This window comes from Kitasatospora sp. NPDC052868 (assembly GCF_044547105.1).
Lineage (GTDB): Bacteria > Actinomycetota > Actinomycetes > Streptomycetales > Streptomycetaceae > Kitasatospora.
Genome location: NZ_JBITZW010000029.1, coordinates 13,440 through 32,248, shown reverse-complemented (window position 1 = coordinate 32,248; position 18,809 = coordinate 13,440). Strand labels below are relative to the sequence as shown.

The window sequence follows — 18,809 nt, the reverse complement described above, 5'->3', positions numbered from 1 at the left end:
GGGCGGGCCCCGTCCGGCGCCCGGCGCGGCGGTCAGCGGTGGAAGTAGCCGTCGAAGTTCTTCGAGAACTCCCGGCCGCCGAACTGGTCCCAGTTGATCGACCAGGTCATCAGGCCGCGCAGGCCGGGCTGGGCGCCCGACTTGGGCACGTAGGTACCGCAGTTGGCGAGCCTGGTGAGGCAGTCCAGGGTCTTGTTGACCTCTGCGGGGGCCACGTAGCCGTTGCCGGCGTTGGTGGTGGCGGGCATGCCGATGGCGAGCTTGGAGGCGGGGATCGCGGGGAACACGTTGTTGGTGTTGCCCGCGACCGGGAAGCCCTTGAGCAGCATGTCGGTCATGGCGACGTGGAAGTCGGCGCCGCCCATCGAGTGGTACTGGTTGTCCAGGCCCATGATGGAGCCGGAGTTGTAGTCCTGGACGTGCAGCAGGGTGAGGTCGTCCCGCAGGGCGTAGATGACCGGCAGGTAGGCGCCGGCCCGCGGGTCCTGGCCGCCCCAGGGGCCGGATCCGTAGTACTGGTAGCCGAGTTGGACGAAGAAGGTCTCCGGGGCCATGGTGAGGACGAAGCCCGCGCCGTACTTGGCCTTCAGGGTCTTCACCGCGGAGATCAGGTTGACGACGACCGGGCTGGTCGGGTTCTTGAAGTCGTTGTCGCCGGTGTTGAGGGAGAGCGAGTGGCCCTCGAAGTCGATGTCGAGGCCGTCCAGGCCCCACTTGTCGATGATCGCCGAGACCGAGCTGACGAAGGTGTCGCGGGCGGCCGCGGTGGTGAGCTGGACCTGGCCGTTCTGGCCGCCGATCGAGATCAGGACCTTCTTGCCCTGGGCCCGCTTGGCCGCGATGGCGGCCTTGAAGTCGGCGTCGGACTCGACGGTCGGGCACTCGGTGGCCGGGCAGCGGTTGAACCGGATGTCGCCGGAGGTGACGGAGGTCGGCTCGCCGAAGGAGAGGTTGATGAAGTCCCACGAGGCCGGGACGTCGGCCATCCGGGTGTAGCCGGCGCCGTTGGCGAAGCTGGCGTGCAGGTATCCGACCAGGGAGTGGCCGCCGGGGGGCGGCGCGGTCGGGGAGACGGTGGCCGTCGGGGATGAGGTCGCGGTGGCGGTCGCCGTCGGGGAGGCCGTCCCGGTGGGCGTCACGGTCGGGGAGGCCGTGGCGGTGGGCGACTGGGTCGCCGTGGGGGTGGCGGTCGGCGAGGGCGCGCCCGGGCCGTCCAGCGAGACGTCGTCCGCGTAGTAGGTTCCCTGCCCGTACCAGCCGTGCGTGTACACGGTGGCGCTGGTCTGGTTGGCGCCGGTGGTGAAGGCGACGCTGAGCTTCTGGTACGCGCCGCCGGTGCCGGGCGTCCAGGTGCTGGTGCCGCCGTCCACGCCGAGGTAGACGTACGAGCCCTTGAGGTACGCGCTAAGCGTGTAGGTGGTGTTGGGGGCGACCGCGACGGTCTGGGCGCACCGGGCGCTGTCGCTCGCCGAGGCGGCCGCGGCCAGCGCGTAACCGCCGCCGTGCGACTGGCCGGTGACGACGCTGCCGGTGCCTCCGGTGCAGCTCCAGGGGTTCAGGGCGCCGCTCTCGAAGCCGCCGTTGACCAGGAACTCCCCGGCCGAGGCGGTGGGCGCGAGGCCCAGGGTGAGGCCGACCATGGTGGCGGCGGCGACGGCCGAGGCGGTTCCGGCCGCGAGCAGCGTACGGGGGCGGCGGGCCGGGGCGGCGGCGGGTACGGGTGCTGTTCTGCGCATGCGGGGGACTCCTGCGGGGGCGCGAATCGTGGGGGACGTCCGAGGGCGCGCCGAAGGTACGTGCCAGTGGGGGTTCGGCCCGACCGCGCACCCTATTTGGACTAGACCACTGAAGTGGATTCGGTCGGGCGGTGTCAATGGTCCAGACCGGTGGGCGTGTTCGGGACACCCCGGCGACCGGCCCGCCAGCACCGCGTCCGGTTGCCGGACGTGACACCCCGTCGAACCATGGAGGGGTGACGTCACCCGGCTACCTCCGCTACCCCCACCTGTGCGGGGACCTGCTGGCGTTCACCGCCGAGGACGACGTCTGGATCGCGCCGCTCGCCCCCGACGGCTCCGCCGGGCGGGCCTGGCGGGTCGGCTGCGACCGCACCCGGGTCAGCCACCCCCGGTTCTCCCCCGACGGGCGGACCCTCGCCTGGACCAGCTGGCAGAGCCTGACCCCCGAGGTGTGGACGGCCCCCGTCGAGGGCGGCGCGGCCGCCCGGCTCAGCCACTGGGGCAGCCAGGACACCCGGGTCCGCGGCTGGCTGCCGGACGGCGAGGTGCTCGCCGTCACCTCGCGCCACGAGCCCTTCGGCCACTACACCTGGGCGCACGCGCTGCCGCCGGACGGCTCACCCGGGCGCCGGATGCCCTGGGGGCCGGTCGGCGACGCCCAGATGAGCCGGGCGCACACCGTGCTGCTCACCGGCTCGGCACCGCACGAACCCGCCGCCTGGAAGCGCTACCGGGGCGGCGCCACCGGGCGGCTCTGGGTGGACGGCGAGCGGATCCTCCCCGACCACCGCGGCCACCTCGCCTCCCCGATGCCCGTCGGCGGGCCCGGCGGGTCCAGGATCGCCTTCCTCTCGGACCACGAGGGCATCGGCAACCTCTACTCCTGCCGCCCCGACGGCACCGACCTGCGCCGGCACACCGACCACGCCTCCTACTACGCCCGCGAGGCCGCCACCGACGGCACCCGGATCGTCTACCAGCACGCCGGCGACCTCTGGCTGCTGGACGGCCTGGACGCCCCCGCGCCCCGCCGGCTGCGGGTGCCGCTCGGCGGCGCCCGGGCCGGGCGCCGGCCCTACCAGGTGAGCGCCGCCTCCCACGTCAAGGACCTCGCCTGCGACCAGACCGGCCGCGCCGGGGTGATCACCATCCGCGGCAGCCAGTACTGGCTGACCCACCGGGACGGCCCGGCCCGGGCGCTCGCCGACACCCCGGGCGTGCGCACCCGGCTGCCGGTCGTGCTCGGCCACACCGGCGAGGCCGCCTGGATCACCGACGCGCAGGGCGCGGACGCGGTCGAGATCGTCCCGCTGCCCGGCCACGAGGGCGCCCCCGCCCAGCACGGGCACCGGCTGCTCGCCGGCGGGCGGCTCGGCCGGGTCCTGGAGCTCACCGCCTCCCCCGACGGCGCGCGGCTGGCCGTCGCCGCCTCCGACGGACGGCTGCTGCTGGTCGGCGCCGCCGACGGCGAGGTCCGCGAACTGGCCGCCTCCGGCCACGGCCCGGTCTCCGCCGCCCGCTTCTCCCCCGACTCGCGGTGGATCGCCTGGTCGCAGCCGGTGGCCGGGCGCTCGCTGCGCCGGATCCGGCTCACCCGCACCGACGGGCCCGCGGCGATCACCGAGGTCACCGACGGCCGGTTCGAGGACGAGCAGCCGGTGTTCACCCGGGACGGCCGCTACCTGGCCTTCCTCTCCTGGCGGGGCTTCGACCCCGTCCACGACGTGCACACCGGCGACCTCTCCTTCCCGCTCGGCTGCCGCCCCTACCTCGTCCCGCTGACCGCCGACACCCCGTCGCCGTTCGCCGCCCCGGCCGAGGACGGCGCCCCGCGCGGCGACGGCGGCGGCGACGGCACCGTCGAGGTGGAGCCGCAGGGCATCGCCGAGCGGCTGGTGCAGTTCCCGGTGATCGCCTCCAAGTACTCGGCCACCGATGCGGTGCGCGGCGGCCTGGTCTGGCTGCGCTGGCCGATCTCCGGCACCCTCGGGCAGACCTTCGCCAGTCCGGACGACACCTCCGGGCGCCCCTCGCTGGAGTACTTCGACCTGGCCCGGGGCACCCGCTCCACGCTGGTCGACAAGCTGGACGGCTACGCGGTCTCCGGCGACGGCGGCTCCGTCGCGGTCTACTCCAGCGGCACGCTGCGGATCGTCCCGGTCTCCGCCCCCTCCGCCGCGACCACCGTCGACCTGCGGCGGATCACCCACACCGTGCACCCGGCCGCCGAATGGCGCCAGGCGTACGGGGAGGCGGCCCGGATCGTCCGCGACCAGTTCTGGGACGCCGGCATGTCCGGGCTGGACTGGCCCGCGCTGGTCGAGCAGTACGAGCCGCTGCTGGAGCGCGTCGCCGGACCGGACGACTTCGCCGACCTGCTGCGCGAGCTGCTCGGCGAACTCGGCACCTCGCACGCCTACGTCACACCGTCCCGGCGCGGTGAGGGGCCCGCGCTCACCCAGCAGCCGCTGGGGCTGCTCGGCGCCAACGCCCACCGCTCCCCCGACGGGCGCTGGCTGGTCGACCGGGTGCTGCCCGGCGAGTCCTCCGACCCGCGCGCCCGCGCCCCGCTGGCCACCCACGGCGTGCAGGACGGCGACGAGCTGCTGGCGGTCGCCGGGCGCCCGGTGGACCCGCTGCGCGGTCCGGAGCCGCTGCTGGTCGGCACCGGCGGCACCACCGTCGAGCTCACCCTGCGCAGCGGGCCCGAGGGCCGGATCCGGCGGATCGCCGTCACCCCGCTGACCGACGAGCGGGCCATCCGCTACCAGGACTGGGTGGCCAAACGCCGGACCCTGGTCCGGGAGTTCAGCGACGGCCGGTGCGGCTACCTGCACATCCCGGACCTCGGCGGCTCCGGCTGGGCGCAGTTCAACCGGGACCTGCGGCGGGAGCTGGACAAGCCCGCGCTGGTCCTGGACGTGCGCGGCAACGCCGGGGGCAACGTCTCGGAGCTGGTCCTGGAGAAGCTCACCCGGCGGGTGCTCGCCTGGGACTTCAGCCGGGGGCGGCAGCCGGTGCGGTGGCCGCGGGACGCGCCGCGCGGGCCGGTGGTGGCGCTCGCCGACGAGGCCACCAGCTCGGACGGCGACGTGGTCATCGCGGCGATCAGACTGCTGGGGCTGGGCCCGGTGGTGGGCAACCGCACCTGGGGCGGGGTGGTCGGGATGACCGGGCGGCACACGCTCGGCGACGGGACGCAGATCTCGGTGCCGAAGAACGCCTCCTGGTTCACCGGCGGGCTCGGCTGGTCGGTGGAGAACCACGGGGTGGAGCCGGACGTGCACGTGCTGCGGACCCCGCAGGACTGGGCGCGCGGGCGGCACATCGAACTGGTCACGGCGGTGCGGCTTGCGCTGGAGCTGCTGGAGGACGCCCCGGCCGCCGTCCCGCCCCCGGACGACACCCCGCGTCCGGACCTGCGGCGCCCGCCGCTGCCGCCGCGGGCGTGACGCCGGGCCCGGGCCCGGGCCCGCGGACGTGACGACGGGGCGCGCCCGGCCTGCGGGCGCGCCCTACGGCGTCACGGTGCGGGTCAGTCCCAGGGGTCGCCCTCGGCGGTCATCTCCTCGCGGGCCCGCTCCTCCGCGTCGTGTTCGGCCAGGTCGGCGGCCTGGGCCGCCTCGCGGGCCTTCTCCGTGTCGACGCTGAACGCGTCGGCGGCCTCGTCGTGGGCGAGGGCGGCGCGCTGTGCGGCGTCCGTCATCGCGGTGGTGTCCTGCTCGGCTCCCCCGCCGAGCGAGGACCTGGCCTCCTCGGCGCCGCCGTGCGCCTTGTGGCGGAACCTGTCGAAGATGCCCATGACTCCTCCTCCGGACGACTTCCGGGCTGCCCCCACTCTCACACCGGGGGCGGCGGACCGCATCCGCTGCGCGGGGCGCACGGTCGGGGCGCGTGGTCGGGCACGGTCGTGGCCGACGACGGCGGGGCCCCGGGAGGTCCACGATCCGTGGTCCCCGGGGCCCCGCCGGCCGTCCGCCCCCGGTGTCAGCCGCTGATGCTGGCCGTACCGGTCTCCAGGTGGCCGGTGAACCGCTGCGACCAGGTCGCGTCCGCGTCCACCGTGACGGTGAAGTCGTACCAGCCGTTGGTGTAGGCGACCGCGTTGAAGAAGTCGCTGACGTTGCCGCCGGCCGGGACCTGGTACGTCCAGGGGCCGTCCGTCCGGTAGTTGTTGGAGGCGATGGTGAAGGTCAGCGGCGTACCGCCGGTGTTGGCGAGCCGGAGGTAGAGCGCCTGCTTCCCGGTGCCCGGCTCGACCGCGTACGAGGCGGTGACGGCCGCGTTCTTGCCCGCCTTGGTGGCGTCGCCCTTGAAGCGGCGCAGGAAGCGGTTGGGGCCGACCACCGAGAGGTCGTACTGGCCGTTGCCGTAGCCGGTACCGCAGTTGAAGAAGTCGCTCTGGTTGCCGCCGGGGTCGACGGTGTACTGCCAGGGGCCGCCGCTGCGGTAGGCGTTGGCGTAGGCCGCGAAGTGCGCCGACTTCCGGGCCTCGGCGCCCTCGTTGGCCATCTTCAGCCAGACCTTGATGACGCCGCCGGAGCCGAACTCCAGGTGGTCCAGGTTGGCGTTCGGCTGGTACGGCAGGGCGCGGGCCTGGCGGGTGCCGGACTCCTGCACGGGCAGCCGGTTGTCGACCGGCGCCGGGTTGGGCAGCGGGCCGCAGCTGGACATGCCGATCACCGCGTCGGTGTTGGGCAGGGCGGGCAGGCCGTAGACCGGGTGGGCGAAGTCGAAGGCGCTGGTGAGGTCACCGCACACCCGGCGGCGCCAGTCGCTGATGTTGGGGCAGGTGGCGGGCTTGCCGATGGCGGCGGTCCACTGCTCCATGAAGCGCAGCACCGAGGTGTGGTCGAAGACCTCGGAGTTCACCCAGCCGCCGCGGGTCCAGGGCGAGATGGCGATCATCGGGACGCGGAAGCCGAGGCCGATGTTGGTGCCGTTGTAGAACTCGCCGGGGGTGCCGGCCGGGGCGGTGGGCGGCGGGACGTGGTCGAAGAAGCCGTCGTTCTCGTCGTAGTTGAGGAAGAGGACGGTGGAGTTGAAGACGTCCGGGTTGGCGTTCAGCGCGTCGATCACGTTGTGGACGAAGTGCGCGCCGTCGGCGGGCGTGGAGTACGGGTGCTCGGAGGAGCCCTGGTCGGGGACGATCCAGGAGACCTGCGGGAGCGTGCCGTTCACGACGTCGGCCCGGATCGCGGCGACGATGTCGTCCGGCGTCCGGCCGGTCGCCCTGGGGACGGAGCCCATGCCCTTGACGGCGAGCGGGCTTCCCGCGGGCGCGCCGGAGAACTGGGTGAAGTACGCCAGCGCGTTGTCGCCGTAGTTGTCGGCCGCGTTCTGGTAGAGCTTCCAGCTCACCCCGGCGTTCTCCAGCGCCTCGGCGTAGGTCTGCCAGCGCAGGCCCTTCTCGTCGCCGCCGTCGTAGGCGGGGCCGCCCGCGCTGCCGGCCGGGTCGATCTGGCCGCTCCAGTGATAGGTGCGGTTGGGGCCGGTGGCGCTGAGGACGGAGCAGAAGTACGCGTCGCAGATGGTCCAGTTCTCGGCGAGCGCGTAGTGGAACGGGATGTCCTGGCGGGTGAGGTAGCCGAGCGTGCGGACGTTGCCCTTGGCGGCGACCCAGGAGTCCATCTTCCCGCTGTTCCAGGCCTTGTGCTGGTCGGACCAGCCGTGCGCGAGGTCGCCGTTGCACTGGGCCAGGCGCTCGGGGTCGGCGCCGCCGGCCGGCTTGGTGGCGCTGAACTGCCACGGGTACTGCCGGCCGAGCAGTCCGTTGGGCTGGTTGAAGACGCTGTTGCCGCCCGCGATCTGGATCGCGCTGCGGTCGGCGAAGCCGCGCACGCCCCGCAGCATCCCGAAGTAGTGGTCGAAGCTGCGGTTCTCCTGCATCAGGATGACGATGTGCTGCGCGTCCGCGATGGTGCCGGTCTGCGACAGCGCCGCCGACGGCGCCACCGCGGTGGGCGCGCTCTGCGCCTGGCCGGCGCCGAGGGTGCCGGCTACCGCCACCCCCGCCGCGGCGGCGCCCGACAACGTCACGAACTTCCTACGACTCAGCTCGGCCATCAGTGCGGCCCGTCCCTTCGCTGGCGATGTTGTGCACACAAGTTGGGGCTCATCGATCGCGCAGCATCCTCCACCCCGCCGGAGCGGGCCCACCAGGGGGCCGGGTCAGGGTTGGCGGACTGTTCGCCCCGCCGTCACCAGGCGACCGGGGGCTTAACGGGGGGTCGGTGCGGACACCTGCACAGACCGTTCACCGGTCCTGCACGGTGATGCCCAGGGCCTGGGCGAACTGCGGCGCCAGCTCCAGGAGTTGGGGGGAGCTGATCAGCGCCCCGCGCAGCCCCTCCGGACCGTCGGTGAGACCGAGGGCGACCGCCCCGCGCAGGTCCGTCCTGGCCAGTTTCGCCCCGCGCAGCCGGACCTCCTCCAGGGTGGAGCCGGGGAAGGAGACGTCGGTCAGTTTGGCGTCGCCGAAGTCCACGTCGCGCAGCAGGCAGTCCTCGAAGACCACGTCCCGCAGGACGGCGGCGCGCAGGTTGACCGCCTCCAGCTTGCAGCCGCGGAACACCACCCGGCGCAGCGCCGAGCCGTGCGCCGCCACCCCGGCCAGCACCCCGCCGACGAACGCGCTGTCCTGCCACTCGCTCTCCACCAGTTCGCAGGCCACCCAGCGGCCGGCCTGCGCCCAGACCTCGTTGAAGCGGGCCCGGCGGAGCTTGAGCCCGCTCAGCGAGACGCCGGTGAAGGCGCACTCCAGGAAGGTCGCGCCGCCCGCCGCCTGGTCGAGGTACTCCCCGCCCTCGAAGTGGACGGTGTCGTAGCGCTCGTCGGTGCGCAGCGGGCCGGTGTGGGTCCGCAGCAGGTGGGCGTACGGCAGGTCGGCCAGGCGGTCGGGGACGGACAGCGGCATGGCGGTGGCACCTCGTGGTCGGCGGGTCGGTCTTCGCCCGCATGCTCGCACGCGGCACCGACAGGTCCGGCCCGGCCGCTCCGGGGAGCGGCCGGGCCGGACCGGCTTTCAGCGGATCAGCCGCGGGCCCAGAGGGAGTTCACCCGGCTGCGCTCGGTGGAGTTCGGGTAGGGGTTGGTGCAGGAGGTGCCGGGGCCGCCGCCGGACATCAGCTCGCTGCAGGGGCCGGAGTAGTGGTCCGGCAGGCCGAGCACGTGACCGGTCTCGTGCGCGGTGACCCGGGTGGAGTTGTACTGACGGTTCTGGGCGTAGTCGAGGAAGATGTAGCCCCCGCCGTGCCCGTTGGTGCTCGCGTAGGAGCCGCGCGAGTCGTTGCCCTCGTAGTAGCGGAAGTCGGCGGCGGAGCCGGAACGCAGCTGGACGTTGGAGACCGAGCCGTTCCAGATCTGCGCGCTCTGGGCTATCTGGGTGCGGAAGGTCGGGGCGCTGCTGGCGTCGTAGGTCACGGTGACGACCTTCAGGTACGGGGTCGCCGCCTGCTTGGCCCGCGCCGACTTCATCACGGCCTCGTAGAACGCCTGGTTGTCGGCGTCCTCGGCGGCCGAGCCGGCGTAGGTGTTGGTGGCGGTGTAGCCCTGGACGGGCGCGGCGGCGGCCGTCGTGGGCAGGGCGGCCACACCGGCGGCGAGGGCCAGGCCGAGGGCAGCGGACAGCGTACGCGTGATGCGGTTCATGTGGGGGCTCCGTGTATGCGAATGCCGCGGCCGGTGGGGGCCGGTCGCGGGGCACCGGATGATTCCTGCTGCCCCAGAGCTTCGGTCAGCGCGCGGGCCCGGCGGATGATGTCAACCGGTGATAGCACCAGCCAATAGGGCCCTGCCCGTCCGGCCGGGCCATTCCCGCACGTGTCATGTCCTTGGCGAGACCGGGATGCGCCGTTATGCTCCCAAGGTGGAGCTCGACGTGAGACACCTCCGGGTGCTGTGCGCGATCGCCGACACCGGCAGCCTCCGCAAGGCCGCGCTGCACCTCGGCATGACCCAGCCCTCGCTCACCACCCAGCTGCACCGGATCGAACGGGCCATCGGCGGAACGCTGTTCACCCGCGAGCAGACCGGCAGCCGGCCCACCGCGCTCGGCCACTCGGTGCTGTCCCGGGCCCGGCCGGTGATCGCCGAGATGGCCGCGCTGGTCGCCGCCGCCCGCCAGGAGGCCCGGGAGGCCGGGAGCACCGAGCGCAAGCGTCGGCTGCGGATCGGCAGCGTCGGCAGCCGCGCGGTGGCGGCCTGGCTGCGCCGGGTGCACGAGCGGCTGCCGGAGACGGACACCACCATCCACGTGGACATCTCCGCCAACGCCCTGCTGCGGATGGTCGCCGCCGACCAGTTGGACGTCGCCTTCGTGCACGAGAGCGAGGGCTTCCCGCTGAAGGTCCCGCCGGACGCCGAGCACCGCGTCCTGATGGCCCGTGAGCCGCAGTTCGTCGCGCTCGCCCACGACCACCCGGCCGCCGGCTCGCCCGTCGTCCACCTGGCCGACCTGGCCGAGGACACCTGGATGGTGGACCCGACCGCCGACCACGAGTACGCGGCGATGCGCCGGGTCTTCACCGAGGCCGGGCTCAACCCGCGGGTGGTCCAGGTCCGTGACAACGCGACCGCCGCCGAGCTGGTCGCCTCCGGCGAGGCCGTCCGCCCCTGCCAGCCGACCTCCGTCCCCGGGCCCGGCACGGTCGTCCGGCCGGTGCACGGCGACCCGCTGGCCGTGCGGCTGCTGCTCGCCTGGCGGCCGCGCGCACTCAGCCCGCCCGCGCTCGACGCGCTGTACGGCGAGCTGCGCGCCGCCTACCTGGACCTGGCCCGGGTCAACCCGACCTATCTGGCCTGGCTGGGGCAGCACGAGGGCGTGCTGCACCACCTGCTGGGCCCGCACCCCCGGGAGACCCCGCCGGTCCACGGGGTCCAACCGGTGCGCGCGGTCACGCCGATGCGCGACGTCCAGCCGACCCGTGAGGCCCCGCCGGTGCGCGAGGCTCAGCCGCCCTCGCGGGCGTGCAGCGCCACGCCGGTCGCCACCGTCGCCGCGCACACCAGGCCCGCCACCAGCACCCCGGACCCGCCCGCCGCGGTGCAGGCCAGCACCGCCACCGAGGCGATCGGCAGCAGCGCCTGCGAGGCGCCGCTCTTGACGTGCCGGGCGTGCAGCAGCCACACCGTGAACAGGTAGACCGCGGTCGGCACGGTCACCGTCGCGGTGGCCGCCGTCGGCGAGATGTGCGCCTTGTGCACAGCCGACTCCACCGCCACCTCCAGGCCCGAGCCGATCGCGGCCGCCGAGCCGAACACCACGTAGTGGCCGTAACCCCACAGGAACGCCTGCCGGTTGGAGCGCAGGTGCTCGTGGACGGACCGGGCGAAGTAGATCCACCAGGCCGAGAAGCAGATCAGCAGGCCGCCGGCCGCCACCGGGAGCAGCCGGGCCAGCCCCTCGTGCTCGTCCACCGCCGACTGCACGGCCACGGTGGCCGCCGCCACCGTCTCGCCGAGCACGATCAGCGTGAACAGGCCGTACCGCTCGGCGATGTGGTGCGGGTGCCAGCTGGTCCGGGTGCGCAGCTCGGCGATCACCGGCACCGACAGCTCGGCCAGGATCCCGAGCGGGATGGCGTACGGCCGGACGCTGTGCGGCAGCGCCAGCACCACCACCCAGGCGATCTGGCAGCAGGTGATGCCGGCCGCGTACCGCAGCGCGACCGTGCGCGCCGGGCCCTCCTCGCCGGCCGCCGCGCGCAGCCACTGGGTGACCATGGCCAGGCGCATCACCACGTACCCGACCACCGAGAGCACCAGGTCCTGGTCGGCGAACATCCGGGGCACCCCGGCGGCGAGGATCAGCACGCCGGCGATCTGGACCAGGGTGGTGACCCGGTACGGGACGTCGTCGCAGTCGTACGCGGAGGCGAACCAGGTGAAGTTCATCCAGGCCCACCAGATGGCGAAGAAGGCGAAGACGTAGCCGGTCAGGCCGTCCCCGTAGTGCCCGGCGGCGAGGTCGTGCGCGAGCGCCCGGCCCGCCTGGCCGACCGCGACCACGAAGCAGAGGTCGAAGAAGAGTTCCAGCGGGGTGGCCACCCGGTGCGGCTCGTCCCGGCTGCGCGGGGTCATCCGCTGCACCGGGCGCGAATCGACGTGGTGCGGGCGGGGTGCCGCGGCGGAATCGCTGGTCATGGGCGGGGCTCCGGGACTTGGGAGGGGGCGGCTGCACTGTCCCCGCGAATCCTGGCAGCGGCCCGGCCCCGGTGCACGCACCCTCGGCGGTCTGGCGCGGCACGCCGAACGCGCCGGTTTCGCCCGTTTTGCCGTGCCGTCAGCGCCAGTTGACGCCGTGGTGCGCGAACCGGGTGACAGCTCGGCGGGTTTCCGGGCGCGCCCCGCGCCGCGGGACGCGCCCGGGTGGATCGCACCGCTAGATTCGTCCCCGGTTGGAAGCGGTCGGAAGCGGTCGGAGCGAGCGGATCCGGCCCGGCCCGAGTCGGCCCGGGCGGATCCGGAGGGCCCCGGCGACAAGGGCGGCCTGCGGGCAACGCGGAAGGTCAAGGCCGGTGGCGGGACACAGGGGGCGGCGCAGCCGTCCCGACCGTGTCCGCACCACCGGCCCCGTGATCACCGCGCTGCTCGCCAGAGCCCGCCGTGCCGCCGCGCCCCCGCATTCCGCCGCGCCCCCGGGCGCCGCCGCACGGCGTGCCGCCGGGCCGGCTACTTCTCCCAGCCCACCTTGGCGTAGTCCACGCCCGCCAGGCCGAACGCGCCGTAGTTGGCCAGGCCCTTGCGGGCCGCCACCACCGTCGGCCGCTGGTAGAGCTCGACGGTGTGGCCCAGCTCCCAGATCCTGGCGTCGGCCTGGTTGTACAGCTTCGCGGCCTCCACCGGGTCGACCGTCCCCGCGGCCTGCTTCAGCAGGGCGTCGATCTCGGGGGTGCCGAGCTTGGAGTAGTTGCCGAAGACGTTGTCGCCCTGCGGCAGCCGGAAGTTCGCGAGGCTGCTGGAGAGCGGGAACGAGTCGGTGTTGCGCCAGCTGGCGATCTCGAACTTGCCCGGGTTCACGTACTTGGTGAAGAAGTCGCTGCTCGGGACCTTGTCGATCTCGACCTTGACCCCGGCCGCCAGCCACATCGACTGGGCGGCGGTCGCGAGGTCCAGCTGGGCCTGCGGGGTGGCGTCGTTGACCACCCAGTGCAGGGTCAGCGACTGGCCGTCCCTGGTACGCGGCTGGCCGGCGCCCGCCTCCTTCCAGCCCGCCTCGTCCAGCGTCTTCTTCGCGGCGGCCAGGTCGAACCTGGCCCACTCGCCGGAGTTGTCCTGGTAGCCGGTCTGGTTGGGCATGAGGATGTGGTTGCCGAGCGGCTTGAACTCCACCGGCACACCGTTGTTGGCGATCTTGATCAGCGAGGAGCGGTCCAGCGCCTTGCCGAGCGCCTGGCGCACCTTCTGGTCGGCCAGCGGGCCGCCGGCACCGAAGGAGATGTGCACCTCGTCCCACGGGCTGGCGGTCCGGATCACCGTGTCCTTGGCGTCCTTGAGCTGCCCGTACGCGGTCGCCGTCCCGGCCGTGGCGTAGTCGATCTCGTTGTTGAGGAAGGCCTGGGTGGTCGCCGACTGGGACATCACCCGGAAGGTGACCTTGTCCGCCTTGGGCTTCTCGCCCCACCAGTTGGGGTCGGGCACCAGCGTGACGGTCTGCGCGGTCTTGTCCGCCGTGCCGATCTTCAGCGCGCCGGCGGTGATCGGGATCTTCTCCACCCAGCCCTTGTTGAAGTCGTCCGCGGAGCCGATCCCGGCCGCCGGGATCAGCGGGCGGAACAGGTTCTGCCAGTCCGCGTACGGCTCCGAGAAGGTCACCTTGACCTCGCTCGGGTCCGCGCCCTGCTCGACGCCGGAGATCAGCTCGTAGCCGGAGGAGTCGGCGATGTTGTAGCCGTCCTTCCTGCCGTTGGAAGCCTCCCAGTCCGCCTTGAAGTCCAGGTAGCCGAGCGCCTTGCCGTCCGACCACCTGGCCTTCGGGTTGAGCTTGTAGGTGACCACCTGCGGGGAGGTCGAGGTGACCTTCGCCTCCAGCAGGTAGTCGGTGACCGGCTTGAAGGTGCCGCTCTCGTCGGTGGTGAAGAGCTCGGGCTCCAGGGCCCGCATGATCTCCACCGCGTCGCCGTAGCGGCCGTCCACCTGGAGCGGGTTCCACTGGGTGATCCACTGGTAGAGCGGGAACCGCACCTCGCCGCCGTCGCGCAGCTGGTCCGCCGGCTTGGCGTTGATGTCGATCGCCCCCTGCCGCGGCGGCTCGCTCTTGGCCACCTTGTCGGCCGAACCACCACCGCCCGAACTGCAGGCGGTCGCCGCCAGCGCGACGGCGAGGGTGAGCACGACGGCCCGGCCGAGGCGGCGGGGCGTGCTGGTGGATGCGTCCATGAGGGTTCTCCCCGTGAAATCCGACAGATGGTGAGGCGGGTGTGGGACGAGAGGTGACGCTTGGGCATCGCGAGGTGTGGCGAGGCTTGAGCGTGGGCAGCCAAGTCGGTGCCGAGCGAGCAGAACGTAACAGCCGATCAGTTCCAGTACCAGGGGGTGGAGTTCACACCTGATCCAAACGAAACAGGCCGCAACACTGTGGCAACACCCCGGCCGCGCGCCGGTGCAACACTCTGACCTGCAGCTTCCCCACACCGCCCGACCAGGGCCCCCGACCGAAGGCCACCACCCGATGCCCACCAGACGCGTCGGCCCCGCCCCCACCCCGGGCGGCCGCTGATGCTCCACTACCTGGCGAAGCGGCTCGGCTACTACGCGATCCTGCTGACAGCCGCCGTGTTCCTGGCGTACGCGCTCTCCGCCGCCGCCCTCCAGCCGCGCACCTACTTCGAGTCCAAGGTGCCCCGTCCGGCCGCCGCCTCGGTCGAACGGCAGCTCACCGAGCTCAACATCAACGACCACACCCCGGTCGTCGAACGCTTCGGCCACTGGGCCGGCGGCCTGCTGCTCCACGGCGACCTCGGCCGCACCATCCACGACACCCCGGTGCTCGACGACTTCCGCCGCCGGGTCTGGGTCTCGCTGCGCCTGCTGCTGATCGGCAGCCTGCTCGGCATGGCCCTCGGCGTCGCCGCCGGGGCGTGGAGCGCGGTCCGCCAGTACCGGATATCCGACCGACTGCTCACCGTCTTCTCCTTCGTCATGCTCTCCACCCCCGTCTTCCTGGTGGCGCTGCTCCTGAAGAACGGCGCCATCGCCGCCAAGGACGTGGCCGGCCACGAGGTCGTCCCCTTCACCGGGTACGAGACCCCCGGCCTGAGCGGCGGGTTCGGCGCCCACCTCGGCGACTGGGCGCTGCACCTGCTGCTGCCCACCCTGTCGCTCGCGCTCGGCGGCCTCGCCACCTACAGCCGCTACCAGCGCGGCACCATGCTCGACGTGCTCGGCTCCGACTACCTGCGCACCGCCGAGGCCAAGGGCCTCACCCGCGGTCGCGCGCTGGTCAGGCACGGTCTGCGCACCGCGGTCATCCCGATGTCGACGATGTTCGCCTACAGCTTCCTGGGCATCTTCACCGGCGCCGCCTTCACCGAGACCATCTTCGGCTGGCACGGCATGGGCGAGTGGTTCATCCAGTCCATCAACGAACAGGACGTCAACTCGGTGGTCGCCGTGAACCTGTTCGCCGCCGTGGTGGTGCTCGCCTCCGGCTTCCTCGCCGACACCCTGCACGCCGCCCTCGACCCGCGCGTGCGGTCCTGACCGGAGGAGGAGCCGTGATGACCTTCATGCCCCCGAGGGGAACCGCCGCGATCGGAGGCGAGGCACCGTGACCGCCGTCGTCGCACAGCCCGCCGAGGCCGCCGCCTCCGGCCGGCCCCCCGAGGCGGCCGGCCGGGGCCGGCTCGTCCTCGCCCGACTGCTGGCCGCCCGCTGGGCGGTGGCCGGCACCGTCGTCGTCCTGCTGCTGTTCGCCCTCGCCTTCGGCGGCCAGTACCTCACCCCCTGGGACTACGCCACCCCCGACTACACCGCACTGCGCCAACCCCCTTCCGGGACCCACTGGTTCGGCACCAACGGGATCGGCCAGGACGTCTTCGCCCAGACCGTCCGCGGACTGCAGAAGTCGCTGGTGATCGGCCTGCTGGTGGCACTGTTCTCGACCGTGCTGGCCTCCCTGTTCGGGGCCTGCGCCGGCTACTTCGGCGGCTGGACGGACCGGGTGCTGATGTTCGTGGTGGACCTGATGCTGGTGTTCCCCAGCTTCCTGATCATCACCATCATCTCGCCGCGGCTGAAGGGCACCGGCTGGCTGGCCTTCGTCCTGCTGCTCGCCCTCTTCAACTGGATGATCACCGCCCGGGTGGTCCGCTCGATGACCCTCTCGCTGCGCGACCGGGAGTTCGTCCGCGCCGCACGGTTCATGGGCGTCCACCCGCTGCGGATCATCACCCGGCACATCCTGCCGAACGTCGCCTCCTTCCTGATCATCGACGCCACCATCGCCGTCGGCGGCGCCGTGATGAGCGAGACCGCGCTCTCCTACTTCGGCTTCGGCGTCAAGGCGCCCGACGTCTCGCTCGGCACCCTGCTCGCCGCCGGCACCTCCGACGCACCCGTCTTCCCCTGGCTGTTCTACTTCGCCGCCGGGCTGCTGGTGCTGTTCGTCCTGGCCGTCAACCTGATCGGCGACGGGCTGCGCGACGCGCTCGACCCCACCGCCGAGGCGGCCCGCCCCCCTCGTAGGAAGCGCGAAGGAAAGTGACCACCACCGTCGAAACCCCGCTGCTGGCCGTCCGCGACCTGCGGGTCGACTTCGCCGGACCGCGCGGCACCGAAGTCCCCGCCGTCCGGGGCGTGGACCTCACCCTGCGGCGCGGCGAGACCCTCGGCATCGTCGGCGAGTCCGGCTCCGGCAAGTCCGTCACGGCGCTGGCCGTCCTCGGACTGCTGCCCGCAACGGCCGGCGTCCGCGGCTCGGTCGCCCTGGACGGGCGGGAGCTGGTCGGCCTGCCCGGCCGCGAACTCGCCGCCATCCGCGGCAGCCGGATCGCCATGGTCTTCCAGGACCCGCTCTCCGCGTTCACGCCGGTCTACCGGATCGGCGAGCAGATCGTCGAGGCGCTGCGCATCCACCAGCGACTGGACAAGCCCGCCGCGCGCAGACGGGCCGCCGAACTGCTCGACCTGGTCGGCATCCCGGCCCCCGAGCGCGCCCTGGACGCCTTCCCGCACGAGTTCTCCGGCGGCATGCGTCAGCGCGCCATGATCGCCATGGCCATCGCCAACGACCCCGACATCCTGCTCGCCGACGAACCGACCACCGCCCTGGACGTCACCATCCAGGCCCAGGTGCTCGACGTGCTGCGCACCGCGCAGCGGGAGACCGGCGCCGCGCTCGTCCTGGTCAGCCACGACCTCGGCGTCATCGCCGGGATGGCCGACCGGGTCGCCGTGATGTACGCCGGCCGGGTGGTCGAGACGGCCGACGTGGACGAGCTGTTCGCCGCTCCGCGCCACCCGTACACGCTCGGCCTGATCGGTGCGGTGCCGAGGCTGGACGCCCGGGGCGGGCCGCTGGTGCCGATCCCCGGCGCGCCCGCGCCGATGGCGGACCTGCCGGCCGGCTGCCCGTTCGCCGCCCGCTGCCCGCTGGTGGAGGAGCGGTGCCGGACGGCCGAGCCCGGACTGGAGGGCCCGGGCTCGCACACCGCGGCCTGTGTCCGCAGCGGGGAGCTGGCCGAACGGCGGCCGGCGCCGGCCGAGGTCTACCCGGTGCCGGCGGTGCCTACGGTGTCGGCCGGGGCGGCCGGGGCGCTTGAGCCGCCCCGGGAGGAGCGCCCGGTCGTGCTCTCCGTGAGCGGGCTCGGAAAAACCTTTCCGCTGCTCAAGGGCGCCGTCTTCAAGCGCCGGGTCGGCGAGGTGTACGCGGTGGACGGCGTCGACCTGGACATCCGCCAGGGCGAGACGCTCGGCCTGGTCGGCGAGTCCGGCTCCGGCAAGTCCACGACGCTGTTCGAACTGCTGCAACTCGCCGCGCCCGAAGCCGGCCGGATCGAACTGCTCGGACAGGACACCTCGCGGCTCTCCAGGGCGCAGGCCCACCGGCTCCGGGCCGAACTGCAGATCGTCTTCCAGGACCCGATGGCCAGCCTCGACCCCCGGATGCCGGTCGGCGACATCGTCGCCGAGCCGCTGCGCGCCCAGCACGCCGCCCGCACCGAGATCGCCCGGCGGGTACCCGAACTGCTCCGCCAGGTCGGCCTCGACCCGGCGCACGCCGTCCGCTATCCGCACCAGTTCTCCGGCGGGCAGCGCCAGCGGATCTCGATCGCCCGCGCGCTCGCCGTCCGACCGAAGCTGCTGGTGCTGGACGAGCCGGTCTCCGCGCTGGACGTCTCCATCCAGGCGGGCGTGCTCAACCTGCTCCAGTCGCTCAAGGCGGAGCTGGGCCTCTCCTATCTCTTCGTCTCGCACGACCTGTCGGTGATCCGGCACCTCGCCGACCGGGTCAGCGTGATGTACCTCGGGCGGACGGTCGAGCAGGGCGAGGTCTCCGCGGTCTTCGACCGCCCCCGCCACCCCTACACCCGCGCGCTGCTCTCGGCCGTCCCGCTGCCCGACCCGGCCGCCGAGCGGGCCCGCACCCGGATCCTGCTCGCCGGGGATCCGCCCTCCCCAACCGCCCGCCGCACCGGCTGCCCGTTCCGCACCCGCTGCCCCGTCTACGCCGGGCTGGCCGCCGACGCGCGGACGCGCTGCGAGCAGCAGGCCCCGCCACTGACCGGTCCCGCGCCGGGTGTGGACCACGAGGCGGCCTGCCACTTCCCCGAGCTCGCGGGGGCGCAGGGGGCGCAGTAGGGCGCCGGCCGGTTCGCCGCTTGCTCCGCCGCCACCGTGCCGGCCGCTCCGCTCCGCCGGTCGTGACGCAACGTGGCGGGGCGGTGGCGATTCGGCGGATCGGCCCCGCCCCGTGTAATGTTCTCCAGGTCAGCAGGCGCCGCTAGCTCAGTTGGTTAGAGCAGCTGACTCTTAATCAGCGGGTCCGGGGTTCGAGTCCCTGGCGGCGCACATGCAGGTCTCAGGCCGTCCACCTCAGGTGGGCGGCCTGAGGCGTTTCCGGGGCGGGTA

The 18,809-nt window shown here is 73.2% G+C and carries 11 protein-coding genes, 1 tRNA gene and 1 pseudogene; 6 read left to right on the top strand and 7 right to left on the bottom strand.

Annotation, left to right across the window (positions count from 1 at the left end):
* Positions 1-32 precede the first annotated feature (32 nt).
* A complete protein-coding gene (locus ACIGZJ_RS32340; RefSeq protein WP_396460655.1) occupies positions 33-1,640 on the bottom strand; it encodes a chitinase in 1,608 nt (535 codons plus the stop codon).
* A 332-nt stretch (positions 1,641-1,972) separates the two neighbouring features.
* Here ACIGZJ_RS32340 and ACIGZJ_RS32335 point away from each other — a divergent pair, with 332 nt between their 5' ends.
* Positions 1,973-5,191, top strand: coding sequence for a S41 family peptidase (locus ACIGZJ_RS32335; RefSeq protein WP_396460627.1), 3,219 nt, complete (start codon positions 1,973-1,975; stop codon positions 5,189-5,191).
* Between the two features lie 83 nt (positions 5,192-5,274).
* Here ACIGZJ_RS32335 and ACIGZJ_RS32330 read toward each other — a convergent pair whose 3' ends face one another.
* The 4 genes from ACIGZJ_RS32330 to snpA form a co-directional block, all read right to left on the bottom strand.
* Entirely contained in the window at positions 5,275-5,541 is a 267-nt protein-coding gene (locus ACIGZJ_RS32330; protein WP_392938949.1) for a hypothetical protein, read from the bottom strand.
* Between the two features lie 185 nt (positions 5,542-5,726).
* The gene (locus tag ACIGZJ_RS32325) at positions 5,727-7,805 is read right to left on the bottom strand and encodes a phosphocholine-specific phospholipase C (RefSeq protein ID WP_396460626.1); all 2,079 of its coding nucleotides are present in this window, start codon (positions 7,803-7,805) and stop codon (positions 5,727-5,729) included.
* A gap of 190 nt (positions 7,806-7,995) precedes the next feature.
* Complete coding sequence (locus tag ACIGZJ_RS32320) at positions 7,996-8,655, bottom strand: pentapeptide repeat-containing protein (RefSeq protein ID WP_396460625.1); 660 nt, start codon at positions 8,653-8,655, stop codon at positions 7,996-7,998.
* A 116-nt stretch (positions 8,656-8,771) separates the two neighbouring features.
* Positions 8,772-9,389: a snapalysin gene (gene snpA / locus ACIGZJ_RS32315; protein ID WP_392938945.1), complete on the bottom strand. Its 618-nt coding sequence runs from the start codon at positions 9,387-9,389 to the stop codon at positions 8,772-8,774.
* Positions 9,390-9,585: 196 nt separating this feature from the next.
* On the opposite strand from snpA, the pseudogene ACIGZJ_RS32310 reads away from it, so the two are divergent.
* Positions 9,586-10,437: pseudogene (locus ACIGZJ_RS32310) on the top strand (LysR family transcriptional regulator); the annotation flags it as partial.
* A 251-nt stretch (positions 10,438-10,688) separates the two neighbouring features.
* On the opposite strand, the gene ACIGZJ_RS32305 reads toward ACIGZJ_RS32310, so the two are convergent.
* A complete protein-coding gene (locus ACIGZJ_RS32305; protein ID WP_396460624.1) occupies positions 10,689-11,882 on the bottom strand; it encodes a low temperature requirement protein A in 1,194 nt (397 codons plus the stop codon).
* 528 nt (positions 11,883-12,410) lie between these two features.
* Positions 12,411-14,117, bottom strand: coding sequence for an ABC transporter family substrate-binding protein (locus ACIGZJ_RS32300; protein ID WP_396460623.1), 1,707 nt, complete (start codon positions 14,115-14,117; stop codon positions 12,411-12,413).
* 339 nt (positions 14,118-14,456) lie between these two features.
* On the opposite strand from ACIGZJ_RS32300, the gene ACIGZJ_RS32295 reads away from it, so the two are divergent.
* The 4 genes from ACIGZJ_RS32295 to ACIGZJ_RS32280 all read left to right on the top strand — a co-directional run bounded on the left by ACIGZJ_RS32295 (position 14,457) and on the right by ACIGZJ_RS32280 (position 18,749).
* On the top strand, positions 14,457-15,440 hold the full coding sequence (locus tag ACIGZJ_RS32295; RefSeq protein WP_396460622.1) for an ABC transporter permease: 984 nt from the start codon (positions 14,457-14,459) through the stop codon (positions 15,438-15,440).
* A 67-nt stretch (positions 15,441-15,507) separates the two neighbouring features.
* On the top strand, positions 15,508-16,443 hold the full coding sequence (locus ACIGZJ_RS32290) for an ABC transporter permease (protein WP_396460621.1): 936 nt from the start codon (positions 15,508-15,510) through the stop codon (positions 16,441-16,443).
* Entirely contained in the window at positions 16,440-18,539 is a 2,100-nt protein-coding gene (locus ACIGZJ_RS32285; protein WP_396460620.1) for a dipeptide ABC transporter ATP-binding protein, read from the top strand. Before ACIGZJ_RS32290 ends, ACIGZJ_RS32285 begins: the two co-directional genes overlap by 4 nt.
* 136 nt (positions 18,540-18,675) lie before the next feature.
* A tRNA-Lys gene (locus tag ACIGZJ_RS32280) sits at positions 18,676-18,749 on the top strand.
* Positions 18,750-18,809: the final 60 nt, after the last annotated feature.

Excerpts from the sequence above, each read along its gene's own strand:
- ACIGZJ_RS32340 (WP_396460655.1), bottom strand. The coding sequence starts at position 1,640 with ATGGTCGGCCTCACCCTGGGCCTCGCGCCCACCGCCTCGGCCGGGGAG.
- ACIGZJ_RS32330 (WP_392938949.1), bottom strand. The coding sequence starts at position 5,541 with ATGGGCATCTTCGACAGGTTCCGCCACAAGGCGCACGGCGGCGCCGAG.
- ACIGZJ_RS32325 (WP_396460626.1), bottom strand. The coding sequence starts at position 7,805 with ATGGCCGAGCTGAGTCGTAGGAAGTTCGTGACGTTGTCGGGCGCCGCC.
- ACIGZJ_RS32320 (WP_396460625.1), bottom strand. The coding sequence starts at position 8,655 with ATGCCGCTGTCCGTCCCCGACCGCCTGGCCGACCTGCCGTACGCCCAC.
- snpA (WP_392938945.1), bottom strand. The coding sequence starts at position 9,389 with ATGAACCGCATCACGCGTACGCTGTCCGCTGCCCTCGGCCTGGCCCTC.
- ACIGZJ_RS32305 (WP_396460624.1), bottom strand. The coding sequence starts at position 11,882 with ATGACCAGCGATTCCGCCGCGGCACCCCGCCCGCACCACGTCGATTCG.
- ACIGZJ_RS32300 (WP_396460623.1), bottom strand. The coding sequence starts at position 14,117 with ATGGACGCATCCACCAGCACGCCCCGCCGCCTCGGCCGGGCCGTCGTG.
- ACIGZJ_RS32295 (WP_396460622.1), top strand. The coding sequence starts at position 14,457 with ATGCTCCACTACCTGGCGAAGCGGCTCGGCTACTACGCGATCCTGCTG.